General features: G+C 71.9%; 19 protein-coding genes. 15 read left to right on the forward strand and 4 right to left on the reverse strand.

All coding sequences use genetic code 11. The annotated features are described in order from the left end of the window. Nucleotides 1-18: 18 nt before the first annotated feature. Nucleotides 19-1,848 carry a long-chain fatty acid--CoA ligase gene (locus J3P36_RS00530; protein WP_210505308.1) on the reverse strand — a complete coding sequence of 610 codons (1,830 nt, stop codon included), beginning with the start codon at nucleotides 1,846-1,848 and terminating at the stop codon, nucleotides 19-21. A 131-nt stretch (nucleotides 1,849-1,979) separates the two neighbouring features. Between J3P36_RS00530 and J3P36_RS00535 the strand changes: the two genes are divergently transcribed. From J3P36_RS00535 to J3P36_RS00545, 3 genes are all read left to right on the forward strand, one after another. Continuing rightward, entirely contained in the window at nucleotides 1,980-2,978 is a 999-nt protein-coding gene (locus J3P36_RS00535) for an ROK family glucokinase (protein WP_210505310.1), read from the forward strand. 18 nt (nucleotides 2,979-2,996) lie between these two features. Then, nucleotides 2,997-3,695 carry a 1-acyl-sn-glycerol-3-phosphate acyltransferase gene (locus J3P36_RS00540; protein WP_210505313.1) on the forward strand — a complete coding sequence of 233 codons (699 nt, stop codon included), beginning with the start codon at nucleotides 2,997-2,999 and terminating at the stop codon, nucleotides 3,693-3,695. Nucleotides 3,696-3,772: 77 nt separating this feature from the next. Next, nucleotides 3,773-5,098: a class II 3-deoxy-7-phosphoheptulonate synthase gene (locus J3P36_RS00545; RefSeq protein ID WP_210506530.1), complete on the forward strand. Its 1,326-nt coding sequence runs from the start codon at nucleotides 3,773-3,775 to the stop codon at nucleotides 5,096-5,098. A 128-nt stretch (nucleotides 5,099-5,226) separates the two neighbouring features. Here the strand turns inward: J3P36_RS00545 and pknB are convergent, their stop codons facing one another. Both pknB and J3P36_RS00555 read right to left on the reverse strand, forming a co-directional pair. Then, nucleotides 5,227-7,179, reverse strand: a complete 1,953-nt coding sequence (gene pknB, locus J3P36_RS00550; RefSeq protein ID WP_307806899.1) for a Stk1 family PASTA domain-containing Ser/Thr kinase — start codon at nucleotides 7,177-7,179, stop codon at nucleotides 5,227-5,229. An 85-nt stretch (nucleotides 7,180-7,264) separates the two neighbouring features. Beyond that, nucleotides 7,265-8,353 carry a LysM peptidoglycan-binding domain-containing protein gene (locus tag J3P36_RS00555; protein ID WP_210505315.1) on the reverse strand — a complete coding sequence of 363 codons (1,089 nt, stop codon included), beginning with the start codon at nucleotides 8,351-8,353 and terminating at the stop codon, nucleotides 7,265-7,267. Nucleotides 8,354-8,588: 235 nt separating this feature from the next. Between J3P36_RS00555 and J3P36_RS00560 the strand changes: the two genes are divergently transcribed. Beyond that, nucleotides 8,589-8,930, forward strand: coding sequence for an Rv2175c family DNA-binding protein (locus J3P36_RS00560; RefSeq protein ID WP_307806900.1), 342 nt, complete (start codon nucleotides 8,589-8,591; stop codon nucleotides 8,928-8,930). 24 nt (nucleotides 8,931-8,954) lie between these two features. Here J3P36_RS00560 and J3P36_RS00565 read toward each other — a convergent pair whose 3' ends face one another. Continuing rightward, the gene (locus J3P36_RS00565; RefSeq protein ID WP_246854105.1) at nucleotides 8,955-10,010 is read right to left on the reverse strand and encodes a polyprenyl synthetase family protein; all 1,056 of its coding nucleotides are present in this window, start codon (nucleotides 10,008-10,010) and stop codon (nucleotides 8,955-8,957) included. Between the two features lie 125 nt (nucleotides 10,011-10,135). On the opposite strand from J3P36_RS00565, the gene J3P36_RS00570 reads away from it, so the two are divergent. The 11 genes from J3P36_RS00570 (at nucleotide 10,136) to J3P36_RS00620 (ending at nucleotide 22,848) form a co-directional block, all read left to right on the forward strand. Beyond that, nucleotides 10,136-10,519, forward strand: coding sequence for a DUF3040 domain-containing protein (locus tag J3P36_RS00570; protein ID WP_210505321.1), 384 nt, complete (start codon nucleotides 10,136-10,138; stop codon nucleotides 10,517-10,519). A gap of 561 nt (nucleotides 10,520-11,080) precedes the next feature. Further along, the gene (gene mraZ / locus J3P36_RS00575) at nucleotides 11,081-11,512 is read left to right on the forward strand and encodes a division/cell wall cluster transcriptional repressor MraZ (protein WP_210505323.1); all 432 of its coding nucleotides are present in this window, start codon (nucleotides 11,081-11,083) and stop codon (nucleotides 11,510-11,512) included. Nucleotides 11,513-11,639: 127 nt separating this feature from the next. Then, nucleotides 11,640-12,629, forward strand: a complete 990-nt coding sequence (gene rsmH / locus J3P36_RS00580; RefSeq protein ID WP_210506532.1) for a 16S rRNA (cytosine(1402)-N(4))-methyltransferase RsmH — start codon at nucleotides 11,640-11,642, stop codon at nucleotides 12,627-12,629. Continuing rightward, on the forward strand, nucleotides 12,626-13,213 hold the full coding sequence (locus J3P36_RS00585; RefSeq protein WP_210505325.1) for a hypothetical protein: 588 nt from the start codon (nucleotides 12,626-12,628) through the stop codon (nucleotides 13,211-13,213). Before rsmH ends, J3P36_RS00585 begins: the two co-directional genes overlap by 4 nt. A gap of 15 nt (nucleotides 13,214-13,228) precedes the next feature. Continuing rightward, nucleotides 13,229-14,983 (forward strand): penicillin-binding protein 2, encoded by a 1,755-nt coding sequence (locus tag J3P36_RS00590; RefSeq protein ID WP_210505327.1) that lies wholly within the window; start codon nucleotides 13,229-13,231, stop codon nucleotides 14,981-14,983. A 50-nt stretch (nucleotides 14,984-15,033) separates the two neighbouring features. Continuing rightward, entirely contained in the window at nucleotides 15,034-16,542 is a 1,509-nt protein-coding gene (locus J3P36_RS00595; protein WP_210505329.1) for a Mur ligase family protein, read from the forward strand. Further along, a complete protein-coding gene (gene murF, locus J3P36_RS00600) occupies nucleotides 16,539-17,945 on the forward strand; it encodes a UDP-N-acetylmuramoyl-tripeptide--D-alanyl-D-alanine ligase (RefSeq protein ID WP_210505330.1) in 1,407 nt (468 codons plus the stop codon). Before J3P36_RS00595 ends, murF begins: the two co-directional genes overlap by 4 nt. Continuing rightward, nucleotides 17,930-19,027, forward strand: a complete 1,098-nt coding sequence (mraY, locus tag J3P36_RS00605) for a phospho-N-acetylmuramoyl-pentapeptide-transferase (RefSeq protein ID WP_210505331.1) — start codon at nucleotides 17,930-17,932, stop codon at nucleotides 19,025-19,027. Before murF ends, mraY begins: the two co-directional genes overlap by 16 nt. Then, nucleotides 19,024-20,523 carry a UDP-N-acetylmuramoyl-L-alanine--D-glutamate ligase gene (murD, locus tag J3P36_RS00610; RefSeq protein WP_210505332.1) on the forward strand — a complete coding sequence of 500 codons (1,500 nt, stop codon included), beginning with the start codon at nucleotides 19,024-19,026 and terminating at the stop codon, nucleotides 20,521-20,523. Before mraY ends, murD begins: the two co-directional genes overlap by 4 nt. Next, nucleotides 20,495-21,784: a putative lipid II flippase FtsW gene (ftsW, locus tag J3P36_RS00615; RefSeq protein ID WP_210505333.1), complete on the forward strand. Its 1,290-nt coding sequence runs from the start codon at nucleotides 20,495-20,497 to the stop codon at nucleotides 21,782-21,784. The genes murD and ftsW overlap by 29 nt, the downstream gene beginning before the upstream one ends. Next, nucleotides 21,781-22,848 (forward strand): glycosyltransferase, encoded by a 1,068-nt coding sequence (locus J3P36_RS00620; protein WP_210505334.1) that lies wholly within the window; start codon nucleotides 21,781-21,783, stop codon nucleotides 22,846-22,848. The genes ftsW and J3P36_RS00620 overlap by 4 nt, the downstream gene beginning before the upstream one ends. The last annotated feature ends 169 nt before the right edge of the window (nucleotides 22,849-23,017 follow it).

Consider the following 23,017-nt stretch of genomic DNA (forward strand, 5'->3'; position numbering starts at 1 on the left):
GGGACAGGGGCAGCGCGGTCAGTGGGCGAGGCTGCTGGTGCTCGGCGTCGTGGCCGGGCTTCCCGCGTACATCTCCTCGATCGCCGGCGCGAAGTCCTGCAGGATCACGTTCCGCTTGATCGAGAGCTTCGGCGTCAGGTGGCCGCTCGCCTCGGTGAACTCGGTGGAGAGGATCGTGAACTTGCGGATCGACTCCGCACGCGACACCCGCGTGTTGGCCTCGTCGATCGCCCGCTGGACCTCGGCGAGCACCTGCGGGTGCTTCGCGGCCTGCTCGATGCTCAGCGGCTCCTCGACCCCGTTGTTCTTCAGCCACACGGGCAGCATCTCGCTGTCGAGGGTGATGAGCGCGGCGACGAACGGCTTCCGGTCGCCGACGACGACCACCTGACCGACGATCGGGTTGGCGCGGATCGGGTCCTCGAGCGCCGCGGGCGAGACGTTCTTGCCGCCCGCGGTGACGATGAGCTCCTTCTTGCGGCCGGTGATCCGCAGGTGGCCCTTGTCGTCGAGCTCGCCGATGTCACCCGTGCGGAACCACTCGCCGTGGAAGGCCTCGGCCGTCGCCTCCGGGTTCTTCCAGTACTCGCGGAAGAGGTTGACGCCCTTCGTCTCGATCTCGCCGTCGTCGGCGATCCGGACGGAGACGCCGGGCAGCGCGGGGCCCACCGAGCCGATGCGGAAGTCGCTGGGGCGGCCGACGCTCACCGGCGCTGTCGTCTCCGTGAGCCCGTAGCCCTCGAGGATCTTGATGCCGAGGCTGTGGTAGAAGTGCCCCAGCCGGTCGCCGAGCGGGGCGGAGCCGGACACCGCGTACTCGACCCGGCCGCCGAGGGTCGTGCGCAGCTTGCTGTAGACGAGCTTGTCGAACGCCGCGAACTGCAGCTTGAGGGCGAGGGGCACCTTGCCCTCCTCGAGCGCCTTCGAGTGGGCGACCGCCACATCGGCGGCCTTGCGGAAGATCTTGCCCTTGCCGCCGGCCTCGGCCTTCTGCTCGGCGGAGTTGTAGACCTTCTCGAACACGCGGGGCACGGCGAGGAGGAAGGTCGGCTTGAACGAGCCGAGGGTCGGCACCAGCTTCGTCGTGTCAGGCTGGTGGCCGACCTTCACGCCGCCGCACACCGACACGACCGCGATGAAGCGGGCGAAGATGTGCGCGAGCGGGATGAACAGCACCGTGGAGGCGCCCGGCTTGAACACCTCGGGCACGGCGGCGACCGTGTTCCGGCTGAGCTCGACGAAGTTGCGGTGCGTCAGCACGCAGCCCTTCGGCACCCCGGTCGTGCCCGACGTGTAGATGATCGTCGCGATGTCGTCCTCGTTCGCGAGGCTGCGGCGCCGCTCCAGCTCCTCGTCGGAGACGGCGGCGCCGGAGGCGACCAGCTTGCCGAGGTCGCCGCGCTCGATCTGCCAGACGCTGCGGACATCCGGCAGGTCGGCGTGCACCTCGTCGAACCGGGCGAACTGGTCGGGGCCCTCGACGATCATCGCGACGGCCCCCGCGTCAGTGAGGTTCCAGTGCACCTGGCTGGGGGCGGAGGTCTCGTACACGGGGACGAGGATCGCGCCCGCGAACCAGACCGCGAAGTCGATGAGCGTCCACTCGTAGCGGGTCTTCGCCATCAGGCCGATCTTGTCGCCGGGCTCGATGCCCGCGGCGATGAAGCCCTTCGCGAGGCCGCGCACCTGCTCCAGGTAGTCGCGGGCGCTCACGTCGATCCACTGCTCGCCGAGCTGGCGTCCGAAGAGGGGAGCGTCCGGTGTCTTCGCCACCCGTTCCAGCAGCAGGTCGGTGGCGTTGGCGTCGGGCGTCGCGGGGACGGCGGCGGGCACATCGGTCTGGTGCACGGCAACTCCTTCGGTACCGGGTGCGATTTTCCACAGTGTATCGGGCGGAACCGCCCGGCTCGCGACCCCGCAACTGGGGCGTGCCACGAGGGTCGGCAGGGTGGGGGCGGGAGGCGCACTAGGCTCGGTCCGTGCACGCGATAGGGATCGACATCGGGGGCACGAAGATCGCCGGCGCTGTCGTCGACGAACTCGGCGCCATCCTGGCGGAGGCGCGCCGCCCCACCCCCGCCGGGGACAGCGACTCGCTCAAGGACGCCGTCGTCGAGATGGTGCGGGAGCTCGCCGCCGGGCAGGAGATCGCCGCGGTCGGCGTCGCCGCACCCGGCTTCATCGACGCGGCGCAGTCCCTCGTCTACTACACGCCCAACGTGGCGTGGCGGAACGAGCCCCTGCGCGAGGAGCTGGAGGAGCGCCTCGGCCTCCCCATCCTCATCGAGAACGACGCGAACGCCGCGGGCTGGGCCGAGTTCCGGTTCGGCACCGGGCGGCTCGTCAGCGACATGGTGATGATCACCATCGGAACCGGGGTCGGCGGCGCGATCGTGCACAACGACACCCTCTTCCGCGGCGGCTTCGGCGCCGGCGCGGAGCTCGGGCACCTGCGCCTCATCCCCGGCGGCCTGCCCTGCGGCTGCGGCGCCCGCGGCTGCTTCGAGCAGTACGGATCCGGCCGCGCCCTGCTGCGCATGTCGAACGAGATCGCGGACGCCGGCGGCATCGGCAACGCCCTCGCCGAGGCGCGCGAGCGCAACGGCGGGCTGACCGGCGCCCAGGTGGGCGAGCTGATCGCCGCGGGCGACCCGGGGGCCCTGTCCGCGCTCCGCCAGCTCGGCCATCACCTCGGCGAGGCCTGCGCGAGTCTCGCGGCCGTGCTCGACCCCCAGCTGTTCGTCTTCGGCGGCGGTGTCTCGACGGCGGGCGACGTGCTGCTCGAGCCGATCCGCACCGCCTTCCTCGAGGTGCTGCCCGCCCGCGGGTACCACCCGGAGCCCGAGTTCCGCGTCGCCGAGTTCGCCGGCGACGCGGGCGTCGTCGGCGCCGCCGACCTGGCCCGTGCCCACTTCCTGTCCGCCGGCGATCCGGCGAGCTACTCGAGCGACCCGGCCGTGCCGGGCTCCCGCGGGTAGCGCGAGCGAGGAGATCCGATGCGCATCTTCTTCTACTGGGTCCTGAAGGGCGTCTTCGTCGGACCGTTCATCAAGCGCGTCTTCCGGCCCTGGACGACCGGCATGGAGAACGTGCCCAAGAAGGGCGCCGCGATCCTCGCGAGCAACCACCTCTCCTTCATCGACTCGATCATCCTGCCGATCGAGCTCGACCGGCGGATCTCGTTCCTCGCCAAGGCCGAGTACTTCACGGGCAAGGGCATCAAGGGCTGGGCGGTCCGGTGGTTCATGCTCGCGACGGGCCAGCTGCCGATCGACCGGTCGGGCGGCAAGGCGTCCGAGGCCGCCCTGACGACGGGCCTCAGCGTCCTGCGGCGGGGGGAGCTGCTCGGCATCTACCCCGAGGGCACCCGCAGCGGCGACGGCCGCCTCTACCGCGGCCGCACCGGCATCGCGCGCATGGTGCTCGAGGGCCAGGTCCCCGTCATCCCGGTCGCCATGGTCGACACCGAGAAGGCGATGCCGATCGGCAGTCGCTTCCCGAAGGTGCGGCGGATTGGCGTCGTGGTCGGCAAGCCGTTAGATTTCTCACGGTTCAGCGGGCTCGAAGGCGACCGCTTCATCCTCCGCTCCATCACCGACGAGATCATGTACGAGCTCGCCAAGCTGAGCGGCCAGGAATACGTGGATGTGTACGCGTCTTCGATGAAGGGGACGGGCGCGAAGACCGCCCGCTGACTCCCTTCCGCTCCAACCCCCGAGGATTCCCCGTGGTCGACCCCACCGAGCCCGTCGTCGCTGCCAGCCCCGAAGTGATGGCCGGCCTCGACTATTGGCGGACTCTGGCGATCAAGCAGCAGCCGGAGTGGTCCGACCGGACCGCCGTCGAGGCCGCCTCCGCGCAGCTCGCCGGGTTCCCGCCGCTCGTGTTCGCCGGCGAGATCGACCAGCTGCGCGACCGGCTGGCGAAGGCCGCCCGGGGCGAGGCGTTCGTCCTGCAGGGCGGCGACTGCGCCGAGACGTTCGCCGGCGCGACCGCGGACCAGATCCGGGCGCGGGTGAAGACGCTGCTGCAGATGGCGGTCGTCCTCACCTACGGCGCCTCGATGCCGGTCGTGAAGATGGGCCGCATGGCCGGCCAGTTCGCGAAGCCGCGCTCGAGCGACACCGAGACGCGCGGCGACGTGACGCTGCCCGCCTACCGCGGCGACATCGTCAACGGCTACGACTTCACCCCCGAGTCCCGCGAGCCCGATTCCGGGCGGCTGGTGCAGGGCTACCACACGGCGGCCTCCACCCTGAACCTGGTGCGCGCCTTCACGCAGGGCGGCTTCGCGAGCCTCAAGGAGGTCCACTCCTGGAACCGGGGCTTCGCGCAGAACCCCGCCAACGCCCGCTACGAGGGGCTCGCGAGGGAGATCGACCGCGCCATCCGCTTCATGGAGGCGGCGGGCGCCGACTTCGACGAGCTGCGTCGCGTCGAGTTCTACACCGGCCACGAGGGCCTGCTCATGGACTACGAGCGGCCGCTGACGCGCATCGACTCCCGCAACGGCACGCCGGTCGCAACGAGCGCCCACTTCCTCTGGATCGGCGAGCGCACGCGCGACCTCGACGGCGCCCACGTCGACTACTTCTCCCGCATCCGCAACCCGATCGGCGTGAAGCTCGGCCCGTCCACCACCCCCGAGGTGATGGAGGCGCTGATCGACAAGCTGGACCCCAACCGCGAGCCGGGCCGTCTCACCTTCATCACACGCATGGGCGCGGGCAAGATCCGGGACGCGCTGCCGCCGCTGCTCGAGCACATCAAGACGCTCGACGCGAACCCGCTGTGGGTCACCGACCCGATGCACGGCAACGGCATCACGACCCCGACCGGCTACAAGACGCGCCGGTTCGACGACGTGGTGGACGAGGTGAAGGGCTTCTTCGAGGCGCACCGGGCGGCCGGCACGCACCCGGGCGGCATCCACGTGGAGCTGACCGGCGACGACGTGACCGAGTGCCTGGGCGGCTCCGAGCAGATCGACGAGGCGACCCTCGCGACCCGCTACGAGTCCCTCTGCGACCCGCGCCTCAACCACATGCAGTCGCTGGAGCTCGCGTTCCTGGTGGCCGAGGAGCTCTCCGCCCGCTGAGTCCGTGCGCCGGCGCTCTGCTCAGTCGCCGAGTGCGCCCTCAAGCACCGAGTGCACCCTGGGCACAGGGAGCACTCGGCGCTGCGGGGCGCACTCGGCGCATCCAGCGCGATGCCTGAGGGCGCGTGCTACAGCGTCGCGGTGAGGAGCACCGTGACCGTCGCCCCGCGGACGACCTGCGTCCCCGAGCCGGGCTCCACGCCGGCGACCTCGAAGAGGCCCGGCAGGGTGTCGGCGTTGGCGTTGTAGTCGGGCACCAGACCGGCGTCGATGAGCGTCTGCTTCGCGCTCGTCCACGGGGCGCCGACCACGTCGGGGACGGTGACGAGATCCCGGCCCTTGGACAGGTGGATGGTGACGACGTCGCCGACGACGGGCGCCCGCTCGGCGCCGTTCGCGTCGAGCACCGGGTCGACCTTCAGCACGTTGTCCGCGGGCACCTCGCCGGTGTTGTCGAACGCCGCCTCGCCGCGGGTTACCTGCAGGCCGGCGTCCTTCAGGGCCTGTTCGGCCTGGGCGACCGGGAGATTGAACACGTCGGGCACGGGCCCGGCGGATAGGACGAGAGAGATCGGCTGGCGCTCCGGATAGGTGGCGCCGTCGGCCAGCACGGCGCCGTCGGCGCCGAGCGCCCGCACGACGTTGCCCTTCGGCACGTCACCGCTGAACTCCGCGGCGGGCTCCTCGCCCACCTCGAAGCCGGCGTCGGTGATGGCGATGCGCGCGTCGACGGCGGGCAGTCCCGCGAGCCCCGGGACGGTGAGCGACTCCGCGCCCTTCGACACCTCGAGCGTGATCGGGGTGTCCCGCACGACGGCGGATCCGGCATCGGGATCGGTCGAGGAGACGAGGCCGGCAGCCGTCTTCCAGTCGAAGACGTCGACCCGCTCGCCGACCGTGAAGCCGGCGGCCTCGAGCTGCGCCGTCGCGTCCTCGATGCTCTTGCCGGCGACCGACGGGATGGTGACCGCGGCGCCGGGACCCGAGCCGAAGTACCAGCCGGTGCCGCCCGCGGCGGCGAGGAGCACGAGGACGAAGCCGAGCATCCAGAAGCCGCGGCGACGGCGGCGCTGCGACGCGGCGGACAGCTTCGTGGCGGTCTCGAGTGCGACAGGGCCGGTGCGGCGGGCGCGCGTGAGCACCTGCGTCTCACCGGACTCGTGCACGGCGGGAGCCGGCGTCGCGGCCGGCATCACCATGGTCCGCTGGGTGGCGGTGGAGACGCCGCCGAGTCCCTCGCGGATGAGGTTCTGCGTCTCGAAGAGCTGGTCGAGCATCGCCCGGGCGTCGCGGGGGCGGTGCTCGGGGTCGCGGGCGGTGGCCCACAGCACGAGCTCGTCGAGCGCGATCGGCACGGCAGGGTTCTGCGCGCTCGGCGCGGGCACCTGGTCGTTGGCGTGCTGGTACGCGATCTGCACCGGCTGGTCGCCCTTGAAGGGCTGCTCGCCGACGAGCATCTCGTACATCATGATGCCGACCGCGTAGATGTCGCTGCGGGTGTCGGCGATGCCGCGGGTGACGAGCTCGGGGGAGAGGTACGCGATCGTGCCGAGCAGCGCCTGCCCGGTCGCCGTGTTCGCGGTCGCCGCGCGGGCGAGGCCGAAGTCGCCGATCTTGATGCGGCCGTCGTCGGCCAGCAGCACGTTCTCGGGCTTCAGGTCGCGGTGGACGATGCCGGCCTTGTGAGCGGCGGCGAGACCCGCGAGCACGGCCTCCATGATGTCCATGGTCTGCTCGGGCGTGAGCTTGCCGTACTCCTTGAGCAGGTCGCGCAAGGTGATGCCCTGCAGGTACTCCATGACGAGGTACGCCATGTCGGAGTCCTGCCCCTGGTCGAAGACGTTGACCACGTTGGGGTGGGCGAGCCGGGCCGCGGAGCGGGCCTCCTGGATGAAGCGGTCGCGGAAGGCGGCGTCATCGGCCAGGTGGCCGTGCATCACCTTGATCGCGACGCGGCGCTCGAGGCGCAGATCCGTCGCCAGGTAGACGGTCGCCATGCCGCCACGGGCGATGCGCGCGCGGACTTGATAGCGTCCGTCCAGAAGACGGCCGACCATGGGGTCGGTCTGGCTCGGGCTCACCGTACGAGTGTACGAACGGGCCGCCGGGGAGAGGGGGTCGCGCCCTCGGCGCGTCCCGGAAAATGCGGACCGGGATTCAGTGGAGTCAGCCGAGCTCGGCGAGCCAGGACACCGCCGAGGTCTCCCACTTGGCGTACGCATCCGGGTACGCCGAGATCTGCACCGCCTGCGCGGCCTCGGCCACGCTGAGCGACTCCCAGCCGTCGATGTCGAGCAGGCCGCGCGTGTCGGCGTTCGGGTTGTGCCGTCCGCCGAAGAACGCGCGCACCGAGTGCTCCGGGTCGAGGATCTGCTCGCGCGTGCCCCAGCCCATGCTGGTGCGCTGCTGGAACAGCCCGACCGAGTCGAGGTGGCCCCAGTCGAGGTTGTGGAGCGCCGACTCCTGTGCCGCCGCCGCGAGCGCGATGACGATCCCGCGGTCGCTGACGCCGAGCTCGCGGCCGATGCGCACGATCGTCGCGGCGTTCGCGCGCATGGAGGAGGAGAGGGCGACCACGCTGCTCGAGGATGCCGGCGCGACGACGGCCGCGCGCTCCAGCTCGGCGGCCGGTGTCTGCACGGGGAGCACGATGCTCTGCCCCGGGAAGATGATGCTGTCCCGGCCGAGGCCGTTGGCGAGGAGCACCGCGGCCGTATCGACGCCATAGGCCGCCGCGACTCCGCTGATCGTGTCGCCCTCGGTGATCGTGTACCGCACGAGCGGCGACTCGGCCGGGATGACCGCGGTCGAGGCGGTGTTCAGGCTGAGGACCTGTCCCGGGAAGATGAGCGACTTCCAGCTGAGCCCGTTGAGGGCCAGGACGGACGCGGTCGAGAGCCCGAAGCGGCCGGCGATGTCGCTGATCGTGTCGCCCTCAACGACCGTGTACTCGCGAGGAGCGAGGCTCTGCGCGGTGCCGGTGGCGGCGGCCGTGACCTCGAAGTCGGTCAGCGCCACGGTGTCGCCCTCCGCCGCCGAGGCGAGCTCGGGGGTGGCCGGGGGAGTGAGGCGGTTCTTGACGGGCCGCTTCTGGGCGACCGCGTCGGCGGGGCTCGCACCGAGCGTGAGGGCCAGCGATCCCGCGAGAACGACGGGGATCGCCGTCAGCAGCGTCTTCCGCTGTCCCGGGCGGGCGGCGACGTGCCGTCCTCGTCGTACCGATCCGCTCCAGAGGCGGTCGAGGGCAGTGGTCATCGCGTTTTCCCCATCCGTGGTGGCCGTGCAGTCCCTTTTTCCCCCAGGGACGGGAAAACGCTGGCATAACCGCAGAACGCAAGTCAATGAACGTGATCAATGTGAAATGAAGAAATATCGCCGAAACAATTGGAGGAATTCCATTGCGAAGAACTGCGGACCGGCCGCCGGCAGCCGTGCGACGCACCGGAACGCGGGCGTGCGGACGAGCGACGCGGGGTGGCATGCTGGATCCGTGGCTGCCCCCGACCGCACTGAGTGGCTGACGATCCCCGACCTCGCCGAGCGCCTCGCGCTTCCCCTCGGCAAGGTGCGACGCCTTCTGCAGGACCGATATCTGGTCGCCATCCGCGTCGACGGCGTCCTCCGCGTGCCGACCGAGTTCGTGCAGGACGACGGCCCGCTGCACGACCTGCGCGGCACCCTGATCCTGCTCGGCGACAACGGCTACACCGACGAGGAGGCCGTGGACTGGCTGCTCGGCGAGGACGAGGTGCTCGGCGCCCGTCCGATCGACGCGCTGCGTGCCGGCCGCAAGGCCGAGGTGCGCCGGGTCGCCCAGGCGCTCGCCTTCTGACTCCCGCCCTCGCGGCGGGACCGATCAGCTGCTGCGCTGCGTGAGCGGAGCCACCAGCGCCGCGAGGCCCTCGCGCTGAGCGAGCGGCGCGGCCGCGAGTGCCGCGCGGGCGCGGTCGGCGTTCTGCTCGATCATCCGCTCGACCCGGTCGACAGCGCCGCTGTCACGGATGGTGCGCTGCAGCAGGGCGATCTGCGCCGGCTCGAGGTGCGGATCGCCGAGCAGCTCGTCGAGGAGCCGGCGCGAGCTCGCCGGGACGAGGGACCGGGTGACGGCGACGAGGACCGTCCGCTTGCCCTCGACGAGATCGTCGCCCGCCGGCTTGCCGGTGACGGACGGGTCGCCGAAGACGCCGAGGAGATCGTCGCGCAGCTGGAACGCGATGCCGAGCGGGACGCCGAAGTCGCGAAGGCCCTGCACCTGCTCGTCGGACGCGCCGGCGAGTCGGGCGCCGATGACGAGGGGCGCCTCCACCGAGTACTTGGCCGACTTGTAGAGGATGACCCGCTCGGCCCGAAGGAGGGCGTCCTCCTCGGGGACGACCCGCCACGCCCGCTCCTCGACGAGGTCGAGGTACTGACCGGCGGTGACGTCGAGGCGCATCCGCTCGAACTCGCGACGCGCACCGGCGGCGGTGGCGGCGGAGACGCTTCGCAGCGCCTCCAGGAGGAGGTCGTCGCTCCAGCTCTGCAGCATGTCGCCGAGCAGCACGGCGCCGCCCTGCCCGAACGTCTCCGGATCGCCGGCGTACCCGTGGTCCCGATGCAGCCGCTCGAAGCGCCGGTGGGCGGACGGGGCGCCACGGCGGGTGTCCGATCGGTCGATGAGGTCGTCGTGCACGAGCGCCGCGGCGTGGAAGAGCTCGAGCGCCCCGGCAGCCGCCACGACGCCCTCGACGGCGGCCGCGGGGGCCTGCTCGGGGACGGGGAGGACGCTCCGCCAGCCCTCCCAGCAGAAGAGGGCGCGAAAACGCTTGCCCCCTCTGAGAAGTTGCCGCGAGAACTCCGCGAACGGGGCGGCCTCCTCCGCGATGGTCGCGAGAATGGATGCACGCTCGTCGATCAGCCGATCGAGTCTCATTTGGACGAGATCGACCAGACGAGCCCCCTGTGTCACACCGCCTAGCCTAGCTATCGGCAGACGATTAGTATTTGGCTCTACTACGGGCCCGGCCCGGCTGACCCGGCCGAGGTGAGGAGAAGGAAATGCCGCTCTCTGAGCAAGAACAGCGCCTCCTCGACGAGATGGAGCGCAGTCTCTATCAGAACGATGCCGACTTCGTCGCGACCGTCGGCGGACGTCGTGGCCGGATCAACTACACGGCGCTCGTCTCCGGCGTGCTCGTCGCCGTTCTCGGCATCGCAGTGCTCGTCTCGGGTGTGGTGCTCCGCCAGCCCCTGATCGGCGTCGGCGGGTTCATCGTGATGTTCGCCGGCGTGCTGCTCGCCTTCGGGTCGCCGCGTCGCGGACCCGCGACCGCGATGCCCCGCTCCACAGGCCCGTCGTCGGGCCGTCGCCCCTCCCGCTCCTCCTTCATGGACCGCATGAACGCCCGGTGGGACCGCCGCCAGGACGGCATGGGCCGCTAGCTCCCTCACCCCCGTTCCGAAAGAGCCGACCCCTCGGGGTCGGCTCTTTTGTTTTCCCCGGGAGGGGAGTGGGGGAGCAGGGGCCGAGCGTGCCGTGAAGGGGGGGGGGGCGCCGGCGCGTGGATCGCCGCGGATCTCCACCCGCCTCCCCGCGCCCTCCCTGGCGGCCCCGGTCCACTCCCTCCGCCGCCCTTTCACCCGTGGATCGGCGCCTCGTCCCTCCACTGGCCTCCCCGCCTCACTTCCCTCCCAGCCGCCCCTCCACTTCGCTCCCGCACTCGGCCATAGATCTCGGCCGGTCCCGGGAACCCGCGTACTTCCGCGGAAGCAGGCCACCCGCCCAAGGCGCAGCACCCCGGTGATCGCGGCGCAACCCCTCGCGCAGCCGCAAGTCCCTCCACTTCCCCTCCACCTCCCTCCCCGCCGCTTCCGCCCCGGAAACATGCGGCGGTTCACAGGCAATGCACACCGGTGACCCCCGATCGGGGATTGGTGGGTGGGGGGTAGTGGAGTAAAGTGGAGGCATCTCCCCACAATCGGCCGGAAGGGGGTGGAGATGCTGTGTTCCTCGGCACCTACACCCCGAAGCTGGACGAGAAGGGGCGGATCATCCTCCCGGCCAAGTTCTGGGACGAGCTCGCCGGCGGTGTCGTCATGACCCGCGGGCAGGACCGCTGCATCTACGTCTTCTCGCAGCGCGAGTTCGAGGAGGTGCACGACAAGATCCGCCAGGCCCCGGTGACCAGCAAGCAGGCGCGGGACTACGTGCGTCTGCTCCTCTCGGGCGCGCACGCGGAGACGCCGGACAAGCAGCACCGGGTCACGATCCCGCAGGGTCTCCGGACCTACGCGGGCCTCGGACGCGAGCTCGTGGTGATCGGTGCAGGAAGTAGGGCCGAGATCTGGGACGCCGAGGCATGGAACGCCTACGTGTCCGAGAACGAGGACGACTTCGCCAACACGGCCGAGGAGGTGATCCCGGGACTCTTCTAGGACCGCGAGCATTCGCGGCCCAGCCCACCGTGCGACTCCCAGCCGTCTTGCCTCCCTGGCACACTTCCCCGGTGCCAGGTCGGCTCGAACGGATGGGGATCGGGCGGTGGGCCGGAACCGGCACATCATGGACGAGAACGCCATCCACCAGCCGGTGCTGCTCGAACGCAGCATCGAGCTCCTCGAACCAGCCCTCGATCGGGAGGGCGCCGTCGCCATCGACGGCACGCTCGGCATGGGCGGACACTCCGCCGCGCTGCTCGAGCGCTTTCCGGGCCTGACCCTCATCGGCATCGACCGCGACACCGACGCGCTCGAGATCGCCGGCCGCAGGCTCGCCCGCTATGGCGGCCGCGCCGTGCTCGTGCACGCGGTGTACGACCGCATCGGCGAGATCGCGGCCGAGCACGCCCCCGACGGCGTGCAGGGCATCCTCCTCGACCTCGGCGTCTCCTCGCTGCAGCTGGACCGCGCCGAGCGCGGCTTCGCCTACTCGAAGGACGCGCCGCTCGACATGCGGATGGACGCGACGTCGCCGCTGACCGCCGAGCGCGTGCTCGCCGAGTACTCGGAGGCGGACCTGCGCCGCATCTTCTACGAGTACGGCGAGGAGAAGCTCGCGCCGCGCTACGCCCGCCGCATCGTGGAGCAGCGCGAGCAGAGCCCGATCCGCCGCTCCAGCGAGCTGGTCGCACTGCTCACCGCCGCGACGCCCGCCGCACTGCAGCGGGCCGGCCACCCGGCCAAGAGGGTCTTCCAGGCCCTCCGCATCGAGGTGAACGGGGAGCTCGCCGCACTCGAGCGCGCCCTCCCCGCCGCCCTCGACGCACTCGACGTGGGGGGACGCATCGTCGTCCTCGCCTACCAGTCCCTCGAGGACCGTCTCGTCAAGCGGGAGCTCGCCCGCCGCTCGACGTCGACGGCCCCGGCAGGTCTTCCCGTGGAGCTGCCGGAGCACCGTCCCGAGTTCCGCCTGCTCGTCCGCGGCGCCGGCCGCGCGACACAGGAGGAGATCACCGCGAACCCGCGCGCGACACCCGTACGCCTGCGCGCGGCAGAGCGGCTCCGCCCCCTCGGACCCGAACGGGGCACTGCCACCCGACAAGGAATCTCATGAGCACTGCACTCGCCACCGCACCGCTCCGTCGCCCGTCATCGCCCGGGGCCCGCCCGAACGTCGAGCCGGCTCCGTCGATCGAGATCGTCCCCGGGCGCGACCAGCGCCGGGCCCGCCCCCGGGTCGTCTACGCGAGCGTGGTCGTCGGCGGCCTCGGCGCGCTCATGCTCTCCCAGCTGCTGATGAGCATCGCGCTCTCGGACGGCGCCTACGCGATCGACTCCCTGCAGAGGGAGCACAAGGAGCAGTCCCGCGTCGTGCAGCAGCTGAACGAGGAGCTCGGCCGCCTGTCCTCGCCGCAGAACCTCGCCGTCAATGCGGAGGCGCTCGGCATGGTGCAGAACACGAACCCGGTCTGGCTCCGGATGTCGGACGGCGCGGTCATCGGCACGCCCGCGGCGGCGACCGCCGGCGCCGGCGTGATCGGCTCGGCCGGCTCGCAGGTCGCGAACGAGCTGCTCACCGGCGTCCCGCTCGTCGCGCAGCCGGACGCGGCCGGTGCACCGGCTTCCGCAACGCCGGACCCGGCTGCCCCGCCGGCGGAAGGCTCGCAGCTACCGTTGCAGGCGCCCACCACGCGCTAGCCCGCTAGGAGTCCCATGTCGAGACGGCGCTCCCGTCGCCGCATCGCGGCCAGCCTGCTCGCGCTTCTCGCGATGCTCGGCGTCTTCGTCGTCCGCCTCGTCGACATCCAGGTCGTGCAGGCGGCATCGCTCAACGCGGAGGCGGAGGACAAGCGGAGCATCCCGCAGACGATCCTGGGGGAGCGGGGCGACATCTTCGACTCGACCGGCACGCTGCTGGCGCGCAGCGTGCTCCGGTACGACATCACGGCGTCGCCGAAGACCGCGGTGAAGTCCGGCGTGACGCCCGAGGCGGCGGCGATCGAGATCGCGAAGGTGACCGGGCAGAAGCCCGAGGACCTCGTGAAGGTCCTCGAGGACGCCGTGGCGAAGGACCCGGACTCCGACTTCGCGTACCTGGCGCGGCGCGTCGACGCCGAGACGTTCCAGCAGATCCGCGACCTCGAGATCCCGTGGGTCTACTACGAGGCGCACGCCGCCCGCACCTATCCCAACGGCGCGGTCGCCGGCAACCTCATCGGCTTCGTCGGAACCGAGAACCAGCCGCAGGCCGGCGTCGAGTACTCCGAGGACTCCTGCCTCGCCGGCCAGGACGGCAGCGAGGTGTACGAGCGCAGCGCGGACGGCGTCCGCATCCCCGGCAGCACCGTCGTGACGGAGGAGGCCGTGAACGGCAGCGACCTCGTGCTCACGATCGACAGCGACCTGCAGTGGTTCACCCAGCAGACCCTCGCCACCTATGCGCAGAAGTTCGGCGCGTCGTGGGGCACGGTCGTCGTCGAGGAGGTCGCGACCGGGAAGCTGCTCGCGGTCGCCGACTATCCGACGGTCGATCCGAACAACGTCGCCGCCACGGCCAACACCGACGTCTCCGCCCTCGGCTCGCGCGCCTTCACCGCGCCGTTCGAGCCGGGCTCCACGTTCAAGACCCTCACCGCCGCGTCGCTGATCGACGCCGGACTCGCGAACCCGGGCAGCCGGGTCGTCGCCGACGACACGTTCACCACCCCCGAGGGGGCGGACGTCAGCGACAGCGAGTCGCACGAGCGCTGGAACCTCACGCTGACCGGCGTGCTCAAGGAGTCGAGCAACACAGGCCTGTCGCAGCTCGGCCTCCTCATGACCCCGCAGCAGCGCTACGAGTACATGCAGCGGTTCCACCTCGGCCAGCGCACCGAGGTCGGCTTCGGCGGCGAGGAGCCCGGCGACCTCAACGGGGGACCGGACAGCTGGGACGCGCAGACCAACCTCACCACCATGTTCGGCCAGGGCCTCACGACCACCGCGGTGCAGATGGCGAGCGTCTACCAGACCATCGCCAACGGCGGCGTGCGGATGCCCGTCTCGCTCGTCGAGGGCTGCCGCCAGGCGGACGGCACGATCACCGACGCCGCCCCGGTCGACGGCTCGCGCGTCATCTCGGAGGGAGCGGCGGATCAGACCGTCGCGATGCTCGAGAACGTCGCCACCAAGGGCTGGCTCGCGAACCAGATCGAGATCCCCGGCTACCGGCTCGCCACGAAGACGGGAACCGCCCAGCACGCGGACGGCTCCGGCGGCTACGCGGACACCTACATCGTGTCCCTGGCCGGCATCGCGCCCGCCGACGACCCGCAGTACGTCGTGACGGTCACCCTCGCCGACCCGGTTAAGATGAATACGTCGGGGGCGACGGCGCCGGTCTTCCGAGAGGTGATGACCCAGGTGCTGAAGCAGTACGCGGTCGTTCCCTCCGGCTCCAGCTCACCCGACCTGCCGACGAACTACTGACCCGCACGCGGGAGCCCTCCGAGGGCGTACGAGACGAAGGGAACGGTCACGTGGCCTCGTCCCTCCGCCCGGAGCACCCGGTGCCGCGGTCGCTCGCGCGCCTGGCCGAGGACTTCGGCCTCGAGGTGCGGGGGAGTCTCGAGGGCGTCGAGGTGACCGGCGTGTCCGCGGATGCGGAGGACATCGAGGACGACGAGCTCTTCGTCGGCCTGCCCGGCGGCGCCGGCCACGGCGCCGCCTACGCCGCCGACGCCCGTGAGCGCGGCGCGGCCGCGCTGCTCACCGATCCCGCCGGGGCTGACCTCGCCGCCGACAGCGGCCTGCCGGTGCTGGTCACCGCGGACCCGCGGGAGGCCCTCGGCGACCTGGCCGCCTGGGTGCACCGCACCGCCGAGCACCCTCCGCTGCTGTTCGCCGTGACGGGCACCCGCGGCAAGACGAGCGTCGTGCACCTGCTCGACGCGATCCTGCGCCAGCTCGGCGTCGCCACCGGCTTCAGCACCACCACCGAGCGGCGCGCCGCCGACGAGAGCGTGCGCCGGGCATCCGCACCGGACGCGCCGGAGCTGCATGCCCTGCTCGCCCGCATGCGCGAGAGCGGCGTCCGCGCCGCCGCGGTCGAGGTGCCCGCCCAGGCGCTGACGCAGGGCATGGTCGGCGGGCTCGTGTTCGACGTCGTGGGCTTCACCAACCTGGGCGACGACCACCTCGACGAGTACCCGGACGCGGAGGCCTACCTGGCGGCGAAGCAGTCGCTGTTCGACCCCGACCGGTCGCGGCGCGGCGTCGTCGACGTGGACGGCGAAGCGGGGCGGCGCGTCGCCGACGAGGCGCGCATCCCGATCACCACGGTCGCGACCGTGCCGGGCTCGGCCGACTGGACCGTGACCGTGACGGACGCGGGCCGATCCGGCACCGGCTTCAAGCTCGAGGGCCCGGGCGGCAGCGCGATCGAGAGCAGCGTGCCGCTCATCGGCCGCTGGATGGCGACGAACGCGGCGCTTGCGATCGTGATGCTCGTCGAGTCGGGCTTCGAGCTCGAGGCCATCGGCCACGCGCTGGAGCGGGACGGGGGCATCCTCGTCGAGATCCCGGGCCTCGCCGAGCGGGTGTCCGGCGAGGACGGCCCGGCGGTGTTCGTGGACTACGGCCACGCGGTGTCGGGAGTCCTCGCCACGCTGGACGCCCTGCGGCCGATCACGCCCGGCCGCGTCATCGTGGTGCTCGCCGTCGACGCCGGATCCGGCGTGCCGGCCGAGCACCTGCGCGCCCTCCTCGACCGCGCGGACCTCGGCATCGTCGCCGGTCCGGCGCTTCCCGACCCGGCCGGCACACCCTCGCCGTCCGTCCCCTCGCCGACCGCCGCCGTTCAGCTGGTCGCCGAGCCGCGGGAGGCGCTGCGACGCGCTCTCGCCGTCGCCGAACAGGGCGACTCCGTGCTGTACGCACCCACCGCCCACGAGGACCACCTGGAGAACACCGGAGTGAAACACCCCTACACGGCCCGCGACGACGCACGCCTCGCCATCCAGGAGGCGGGCTGGGGGGCCCCGTCGTGATCGCGCTGACGCTCACCGAGATCGCCGAGGCGGTCTCCGGACGGCTGGAGGCGCGCGGGGCGAGCCCGGAGGCCGTCGTCGACGGCCCCGTCGAGACCGACTCCCGGGAGATCGAGCCCGGCGGCATCTTCGTCGCCAAGCCGGGCGAGACCACCGACGGCCACCTGTTCGCGCCGACCGCCGTCGAGCGGGGCGCCGCGCTCCTCATCGTCGAGCGGGTGCTCGACCTCGACGTGCCGCAGATCGTCGTGCCCGACGCCGTCGAGGCGCTCGGCGCCCTCGCCACCTCCGTGGTCGCCCGGGTGAAGGCGCTCGGCCGGCTGAGGATCGTCGCCGTGACGGGGTCGAACGGCAAGACGACCACCAAGAACCTGATGGCCGCCATCCTCGCCCGCCGTGGCGAGACGGTCGCCGCCCGCGAATCCTTCAACAACGAGGTCGGCGGGCCGCACACGATGCTGCGGATCACCGAGAGCACCGACTTCCTCGTCGCCGAGATGGGCGCGAGCGCCAAGGGCGCGATCGCCCGGCTCATCCGGATGGCGCACCCCGACGTCGGCATCGTGCTCGCGGTCGGCCTCGCCCACGCGGGCGGCTTCGGCGGCATCGAGGGCACGGCCCTCGCGAAGTCCGAGATGGTGCGCGACCTGCTGCCCGAGGACGTCGCGGTGCTCAACGCCGACGACTTCCGCGTGGCGGCCATGGCGGAGGTGACCCGGGCCAAGGTGCTGCGGTTCGGGCGCACCGACGGCGATGTCCGCGCCTCCGACATCACGGCGGACGCCACCGGCACCCGCTTCACCCTGCACCTGCCGGGGCAGGAGCCGCTCCCCGTGCGCTTCGCCGTGCTCGGCGAGCACCACGTGATGAACGCCCTCGCCGCCGCCTCCGCGACGCACGCCCTCGGCGTGCCGGCCGACGACATCGTCGCAGGACTCGAGAGCGTCGTGCGCGCGGAGCGGTGGCGCATGGAGCTGCTGCCCGGCGAGAACGTCACCGTCATCAACGACGCCTACAACGCGAGCCCCGACTCGATGGCGGCCGCCCTGAAGACCCTCGCGCAGATCGCGCCGGGTCGCACGGTCGCCGTCCTCGGCGAGATGAGCGAGCTCGGCGACCTGGCCGCCGAGGAGCACGACCGGGTGGGCCGCCTCGCGGTCCGCCTCAACATCGGGCAGCTCGTCGTCGTGGGCGCCGGCGCGAAGGGCGTCCACCTCGCCGCGGGACTCGAAGGCTCCTGGGACGGCGAGAGCGTCTACGTGGAGGACCTCGAGGAGGCGGAGGGCGTGGTCGCCGGTCTGCTCCGCGGGGGCGACACGGTGCTCGTGAAATCGTCGAACTCGGCGCGGCTCCGGTTCCTCGGCGACCGGCTGGGAGAATTGGTCAAATGCAGGCGCTTCTGACAGCGGGGATGGTCTCCCTCGCCTTCTCGCTGTTCCTGACCCCGCTCTTCATCCGGCTGTTCCGGCGCCTGCAGTGGGGCCAGTTCATCCGCGACGACGGTCCGGTCACCCACCACGCGAAGCGCGGGACGCCGACCATGGGCGGGCTCGTCGTCATCGCGGCCACCCTCATCGGCTACTTCACCGGCATCCTGACCGCGGGCGAGCCGATCCAGATCTCGGCGCTGCTCGTGCTGTTCATGATGGTGGGCCTCGGCGCGGTCGGCTTCCTCGACGACTTCCTGAAGACGCGCAACCAGCGCAGCCTCGGCCTCGGCGGCTGGGCGAAGATCCTCGGGCAGACGATCGTGTCGGTCGCGTTCGCGCTGCTCGCCCTGCAGTTCCCGAACAATCACGGGCTCACCCCGGCGACGACCGCCGTCTCGCTCTTCCGTGACACCCGCTTCGACTTCGTGCTGCTCTTCGGCGCGATCGGCGGCCTCATCGTCTACGTCATCTGGGTCTCGCTGATCGTCGCGAGCACCTCGAACGGCGTGAACGTCGCCGACGGCCTCGACGGGCTCGCGACGGGCGCCTCCATCTTCGCCATCGGGTCGTACATCATCATCGGCTTCTGGCAGAACAACCAGTACGCGTTCGCGACCTCGCTCGATCCGGACGTCGCCTACAAGGCGTACTACGTCCGAGACCCGCTCGACCTCGCCATCGTGGCGGCCGCCATCGTGGGCGCCCTCATCGGCTTCCTCTGGTGGAACACGTCGCCGGCGCAGATCTTCCTCGGCGACACCGGTTCGCTCGGGATCGGCGGCGCGCTGGCCGCGCTCGGCGTCCTCAGCCGCACGGAGCTGCTGCTGGTGCTCATCGGCGGCCTGTTCGTGATCGTCGCCGGGTCGGTGATCCTGCAGCGGGCGTACTTCAAGATCACGCACGGCAAGCGGATCTTCCTGATGAGTCCCCTGCATCACCACTTCGAGCTGAAGGGGTGGGCGGAGGTCACCGTCGTGGTCCGCTTCTGGATCATCGGCGGACTGCTCGTGGCCGCGGGCGTCGGCGCGTTCTACCTCGAGTGGCTGTCCCGATGACGGACCGGCTCGAGGACCTGATCAGCTGGCACGCCGACTGGAGCGGCCTGCGCGCGCTCGTGCTCGGGCTCGGCGTGACCGGGTTCGCCGCGGCGGACACGCTCGTCGAGCTCGGCGCGTCGGTGCTCGTCGTGGCCGACAAGGCGCCCGCCGACAAGGCGAAGCTGCTGGAGGTCATCGGCGGCCGGCTCGCGGAGGGCGGCGACGCCGCGGACCAGGTGCGCGCGCTCGAGGAGTTCGGCGCCGACGTCGTGATCGTGTCGCCGGGCTACCACCCGGACCACCCCGTCCTCTCCGCCGCGGCGGCCGCGGGCATCCCGCTGTGGGGCGACATCGACCTCGCCTGGCGGCTGCGCGACAAGGTGGGCACGCCGGCCGAGTGGATCACGATCACCGGCACGAACGGCAAGACGACCACCACGCGGCTCGTCACGGCCATGATCGCCGCGGACGGCAAGCGCGTGATGGCGTGCGGCAACATCGGCACCCCGGTGCTCGACGCCGTCCGCGACCCCACCGGCTTCGACGTGCTCGTCGTCGAGCTCTCGAGCTACCAGCTGCACTGGGTGGAGCTCGTCTCGCCCTGGGCGAGCGCCTGCCTCAACATCGCGGACGACCACCTCGACTGGCACGGCTCCGCCGCCGCCTACCGGGCCGCCAAGGGCAAGGTCTACGAGCGGACCAGGGTCGCCTGCGTCTACAACCTCGGCGACCCGGTGACGGAGGAGCTCGTCCGCGAGGCCGACGTGCTGGAGGGCGCCCGCGCCGTCGGGTTCGGCCTCGGTGTGCCGGGCCGAAGCGACTTCGGCATCGTCGACGGCATCCTCTGCGACCGCGCCTTCCTCGAGGACCGGGCGAACAGCGCCCTCGAGCTCACCACGGTCGAGGAGCTGCACGGGGCCGGCCTGTCCGCGCCGCACGTGGTGGCGAACGTGCTCGCCGCGAGCGCACTGGCCCGCTCCACCGGCGTGCCGCCGGTCACCATCCGGGAGGTGCTCCGCTCCTTCCGCCTCGACCCGCACCGCATCGAGCTGGTCGCGGAGGCGGCGGAGGTGCGCTGGGTCGACGACTCGAAGGCCACGAACCCGCACGCCGCCGACGCCTCGCTCGGCGCGTACCCGTCCGTCGTCTGGGTGGTCGGCGGGCTGCTCAAGGGCGTCGACATCGGCGACCTCGTCAAGAAGCGCGCGGACCGCATCCGGGCCGTCGTGGTGATCGGCGTCGATCGGGCGCCGGTGCTCGAGGCGTTCGCGCGACACGCGCCGGGGGTGCCCGTGCACCAGGTGGACGAGAGTCAGACTGAACAGGTCATGCCGGTCGCCGCGCGCCTCGCGGCCGCGGCCGCCCGGCCCGGCGACGTGGTGCTCCTGGCACCCGCCGCAGCGTCCATGGACCAGTTCGACGACTACGCCCACCGCGGCCGCGCGTTCGCGTCGGCCGTCCGAGACCTGCTGGGAGGCGGCCCGAATGACGAGGACCATCCTCCCGCCGACTGAGGCCCCATCGCGCGTCCAGGCCGCAGGCATGGCGGCGCGCATCTCGCTCGGCAGGACCCTCGCGGCGGAGTCGAGCAGCTACTTCCTGCTGCTCGGCACCACCCTGTTCCTGGTCGCGTTCGGCCTCGTGATGGTGCTCTCGTCGTCCTCGGTCGAGTCGTTCGTCGACGACCGGAACCCGTTCTCCGCGTTCTTCACGCAGGGCGGCGCCGCCGTGCTGGGCCTGCCGGCGATGCTCATCCTGTCCCGGGCGAAGCCGGCCCTGTGGCAGAAGCTGGCCGTCCCGGCCCTGGTCATCGCCGCGATCCTGCAGCTGCTCGTCTTCACCGGGCTCGGGTACGGCTACGGCGGTAACCGCAACTGGCTGAACCTCGGCTTCATGAGCATCCAGCCGTCCGAGATCACGAAGCTCGCGCTCGTGCTGTGGCTCGGGCAGGTGCTCTCCACCCGGCATTACCTGCTCGACTCGGGCAGGCGGCTGTTCTGGCTGATCGTGCCCGTCGCCGGGGTCATGATCGGCCTGGTCCTCGTCGGCAAGGACCTCGGCACCGTGATCATCATGGCCTCGATCGTGTTCGGCGCCCTGTTCTTCGCGGGCGTGAAGCTGCGCTTCCTCGCCCTCGGCGGCGCGGCCGCCGCCACCGTGGCGCTGATCTTCTCCCGGCTCAGCGACTCGCGCGTCGACCGCATCAACGCCTGGCTGTCCGGCTGCCAGACCGACTACCTCGACACCTGCTGGCAGGTGAAGCACGGAACCTGGGCCCTCGCCGCGGGCGGCGTGTTCGGTGTCGGCCTCGGCAACTCGAAGGCCAAGTGGTCGTGGCTGCCGGAGGCCGACAACGACTTCATCTTCGCCGTCATCGGCGAGGAGCTGGGCCTGCTCGGCGCCGTCGTCGTGCTGCTGCTCTTCGTCGTGCTCGCGTTCTCGTTCCTCCGGATCCTGCAGACCGCCCCTGACCAGTTCTCGCGCATCGTGACGAGCGCGGTGATGGTCTGGGTGCTCGTCCAGGCCTTCGTCAACATCGCCGTGATCCTCGGCGTCCTCCCCGTCCTCGGAGTCCCATTGCCGCTCATCTCCTCGGGCGGCTCGTCGCTCATCATCACGCTCGCCGCGATCGGGATCGTGCTCTCGATCGCGCGCGCGTCCCGGATCGACGAGGTCCTGCCCCTGCCGGCCGCCCGTCGGCCCGCGGTCCGGCGCCCCGCCGCGCAGCGTCCGGCCGCACGCCCGTCCGCGCAGGGTCCGGCGGCCCGACGGTGACCGCCTGGCTCCTCGCCGGCGGAGGCACCGCCGGCCACGTGAACCCGCTGCTCGCCGTCGCGGACGCCATCCGGCGCCGCCGTCCCGACGACTCGGTCGTCGTCCTCGGCACGGCCGAGGGACTCGAGGCGCGCCTCGTGCCCGAGCGCGGGTACGAGCTGCTCACCATCCCGCGCCTCCCGTTCCCGCGACGCCCTAACCGCGCCGCGCTCGCCTTCGGCCCCGCCTTCACGCGCACCGTGGCCGGCCTCGCGGCGACGCTGCGCGAGCGCGGCATCGAGGGCGTCGTCGGCTTCGGCGGCTACGCGGCCGCCCCCGCGTACCTCGCCGCGCGCCGTGCCCGCGTGCCGCTCGCGCTGCACGAGGCGAACGCGAAGCCCGGCATGGCGAACCGGCTGGGCGCCCGCCTCACCGAGTCGGTCGGCGTCGCCTTCCCGGGCACGCCGCTGCCGCACGCCACGGTCGTCGGCATGCCGCTGCGCCACGAGATCGAGACGCTCGACCGCGCCGCGATGCGCCCCGAGGCCCTCGCCGCGTTCGACCTCGACCCGGCGCGGCCCGTGCTCCTCGTCACCGGCGGCTCCCTCGGCGCCCGACGGCTCAACGGGACCGTCCTGTCCGCCGCGCCGCGCATCCTGGACGCCGGCTGGTCGATCCTGCACATCGTCGGGGGACGCGCCGAGGTCACCGACCCTGGCCTGCCCGGCTACCGGATGCTCGAGTACTGCGACCGCATGGACCTCGCTCTGTCTGCGGCCGACTTCGCCGTCTCCCGCGCCGGCGCTGCCACGGTGAGCGAGCTGGCCGCGCTCGGCGTGCCCGCGGTCTACGTGCCGTATCCGGTCGGCAACGGCGAGCAGCGCTTCAACGCGCGCGGCCTCGTCGACGCGGGCGGCGGACTGCTCGTCGACGACGCGGCGTTCCTGCCCTCGTACGTCGAGGCGGAGCTGCTGCCGCTGCTGCAGGACCCCGCCCGCCGGGACGCGATGGCGGCCGCCGCCGCGACCACCGGCGTGCGGGACGGGGCCGACCGGATGGTGGACCTGCTGCTCCAGGGGCGGTAGGCGCTCCGAGCAGGACGTCTCGCCGGCCGGCCGACGCGCTCGATTCCGCCGAGTGCGCCCGGCAACACCGAGTGCGCCCGTTCCACGGGGTGCACTCGGTGCTCCAGGGCGCAGTCGGCGGGAAGCAGCGCCCGGTCGCCGCAACGCGGAGGCGGCTGCCGAGGGTTGT

It is taken from the genome of Naasia sp. SYSU D00057 (assembly GCF_017916505.1).
Lineage (GTDB): Bacteria > Actinomycetota > Actinomycetes > Actinomycetales > Microbacteriaceae > Naasia.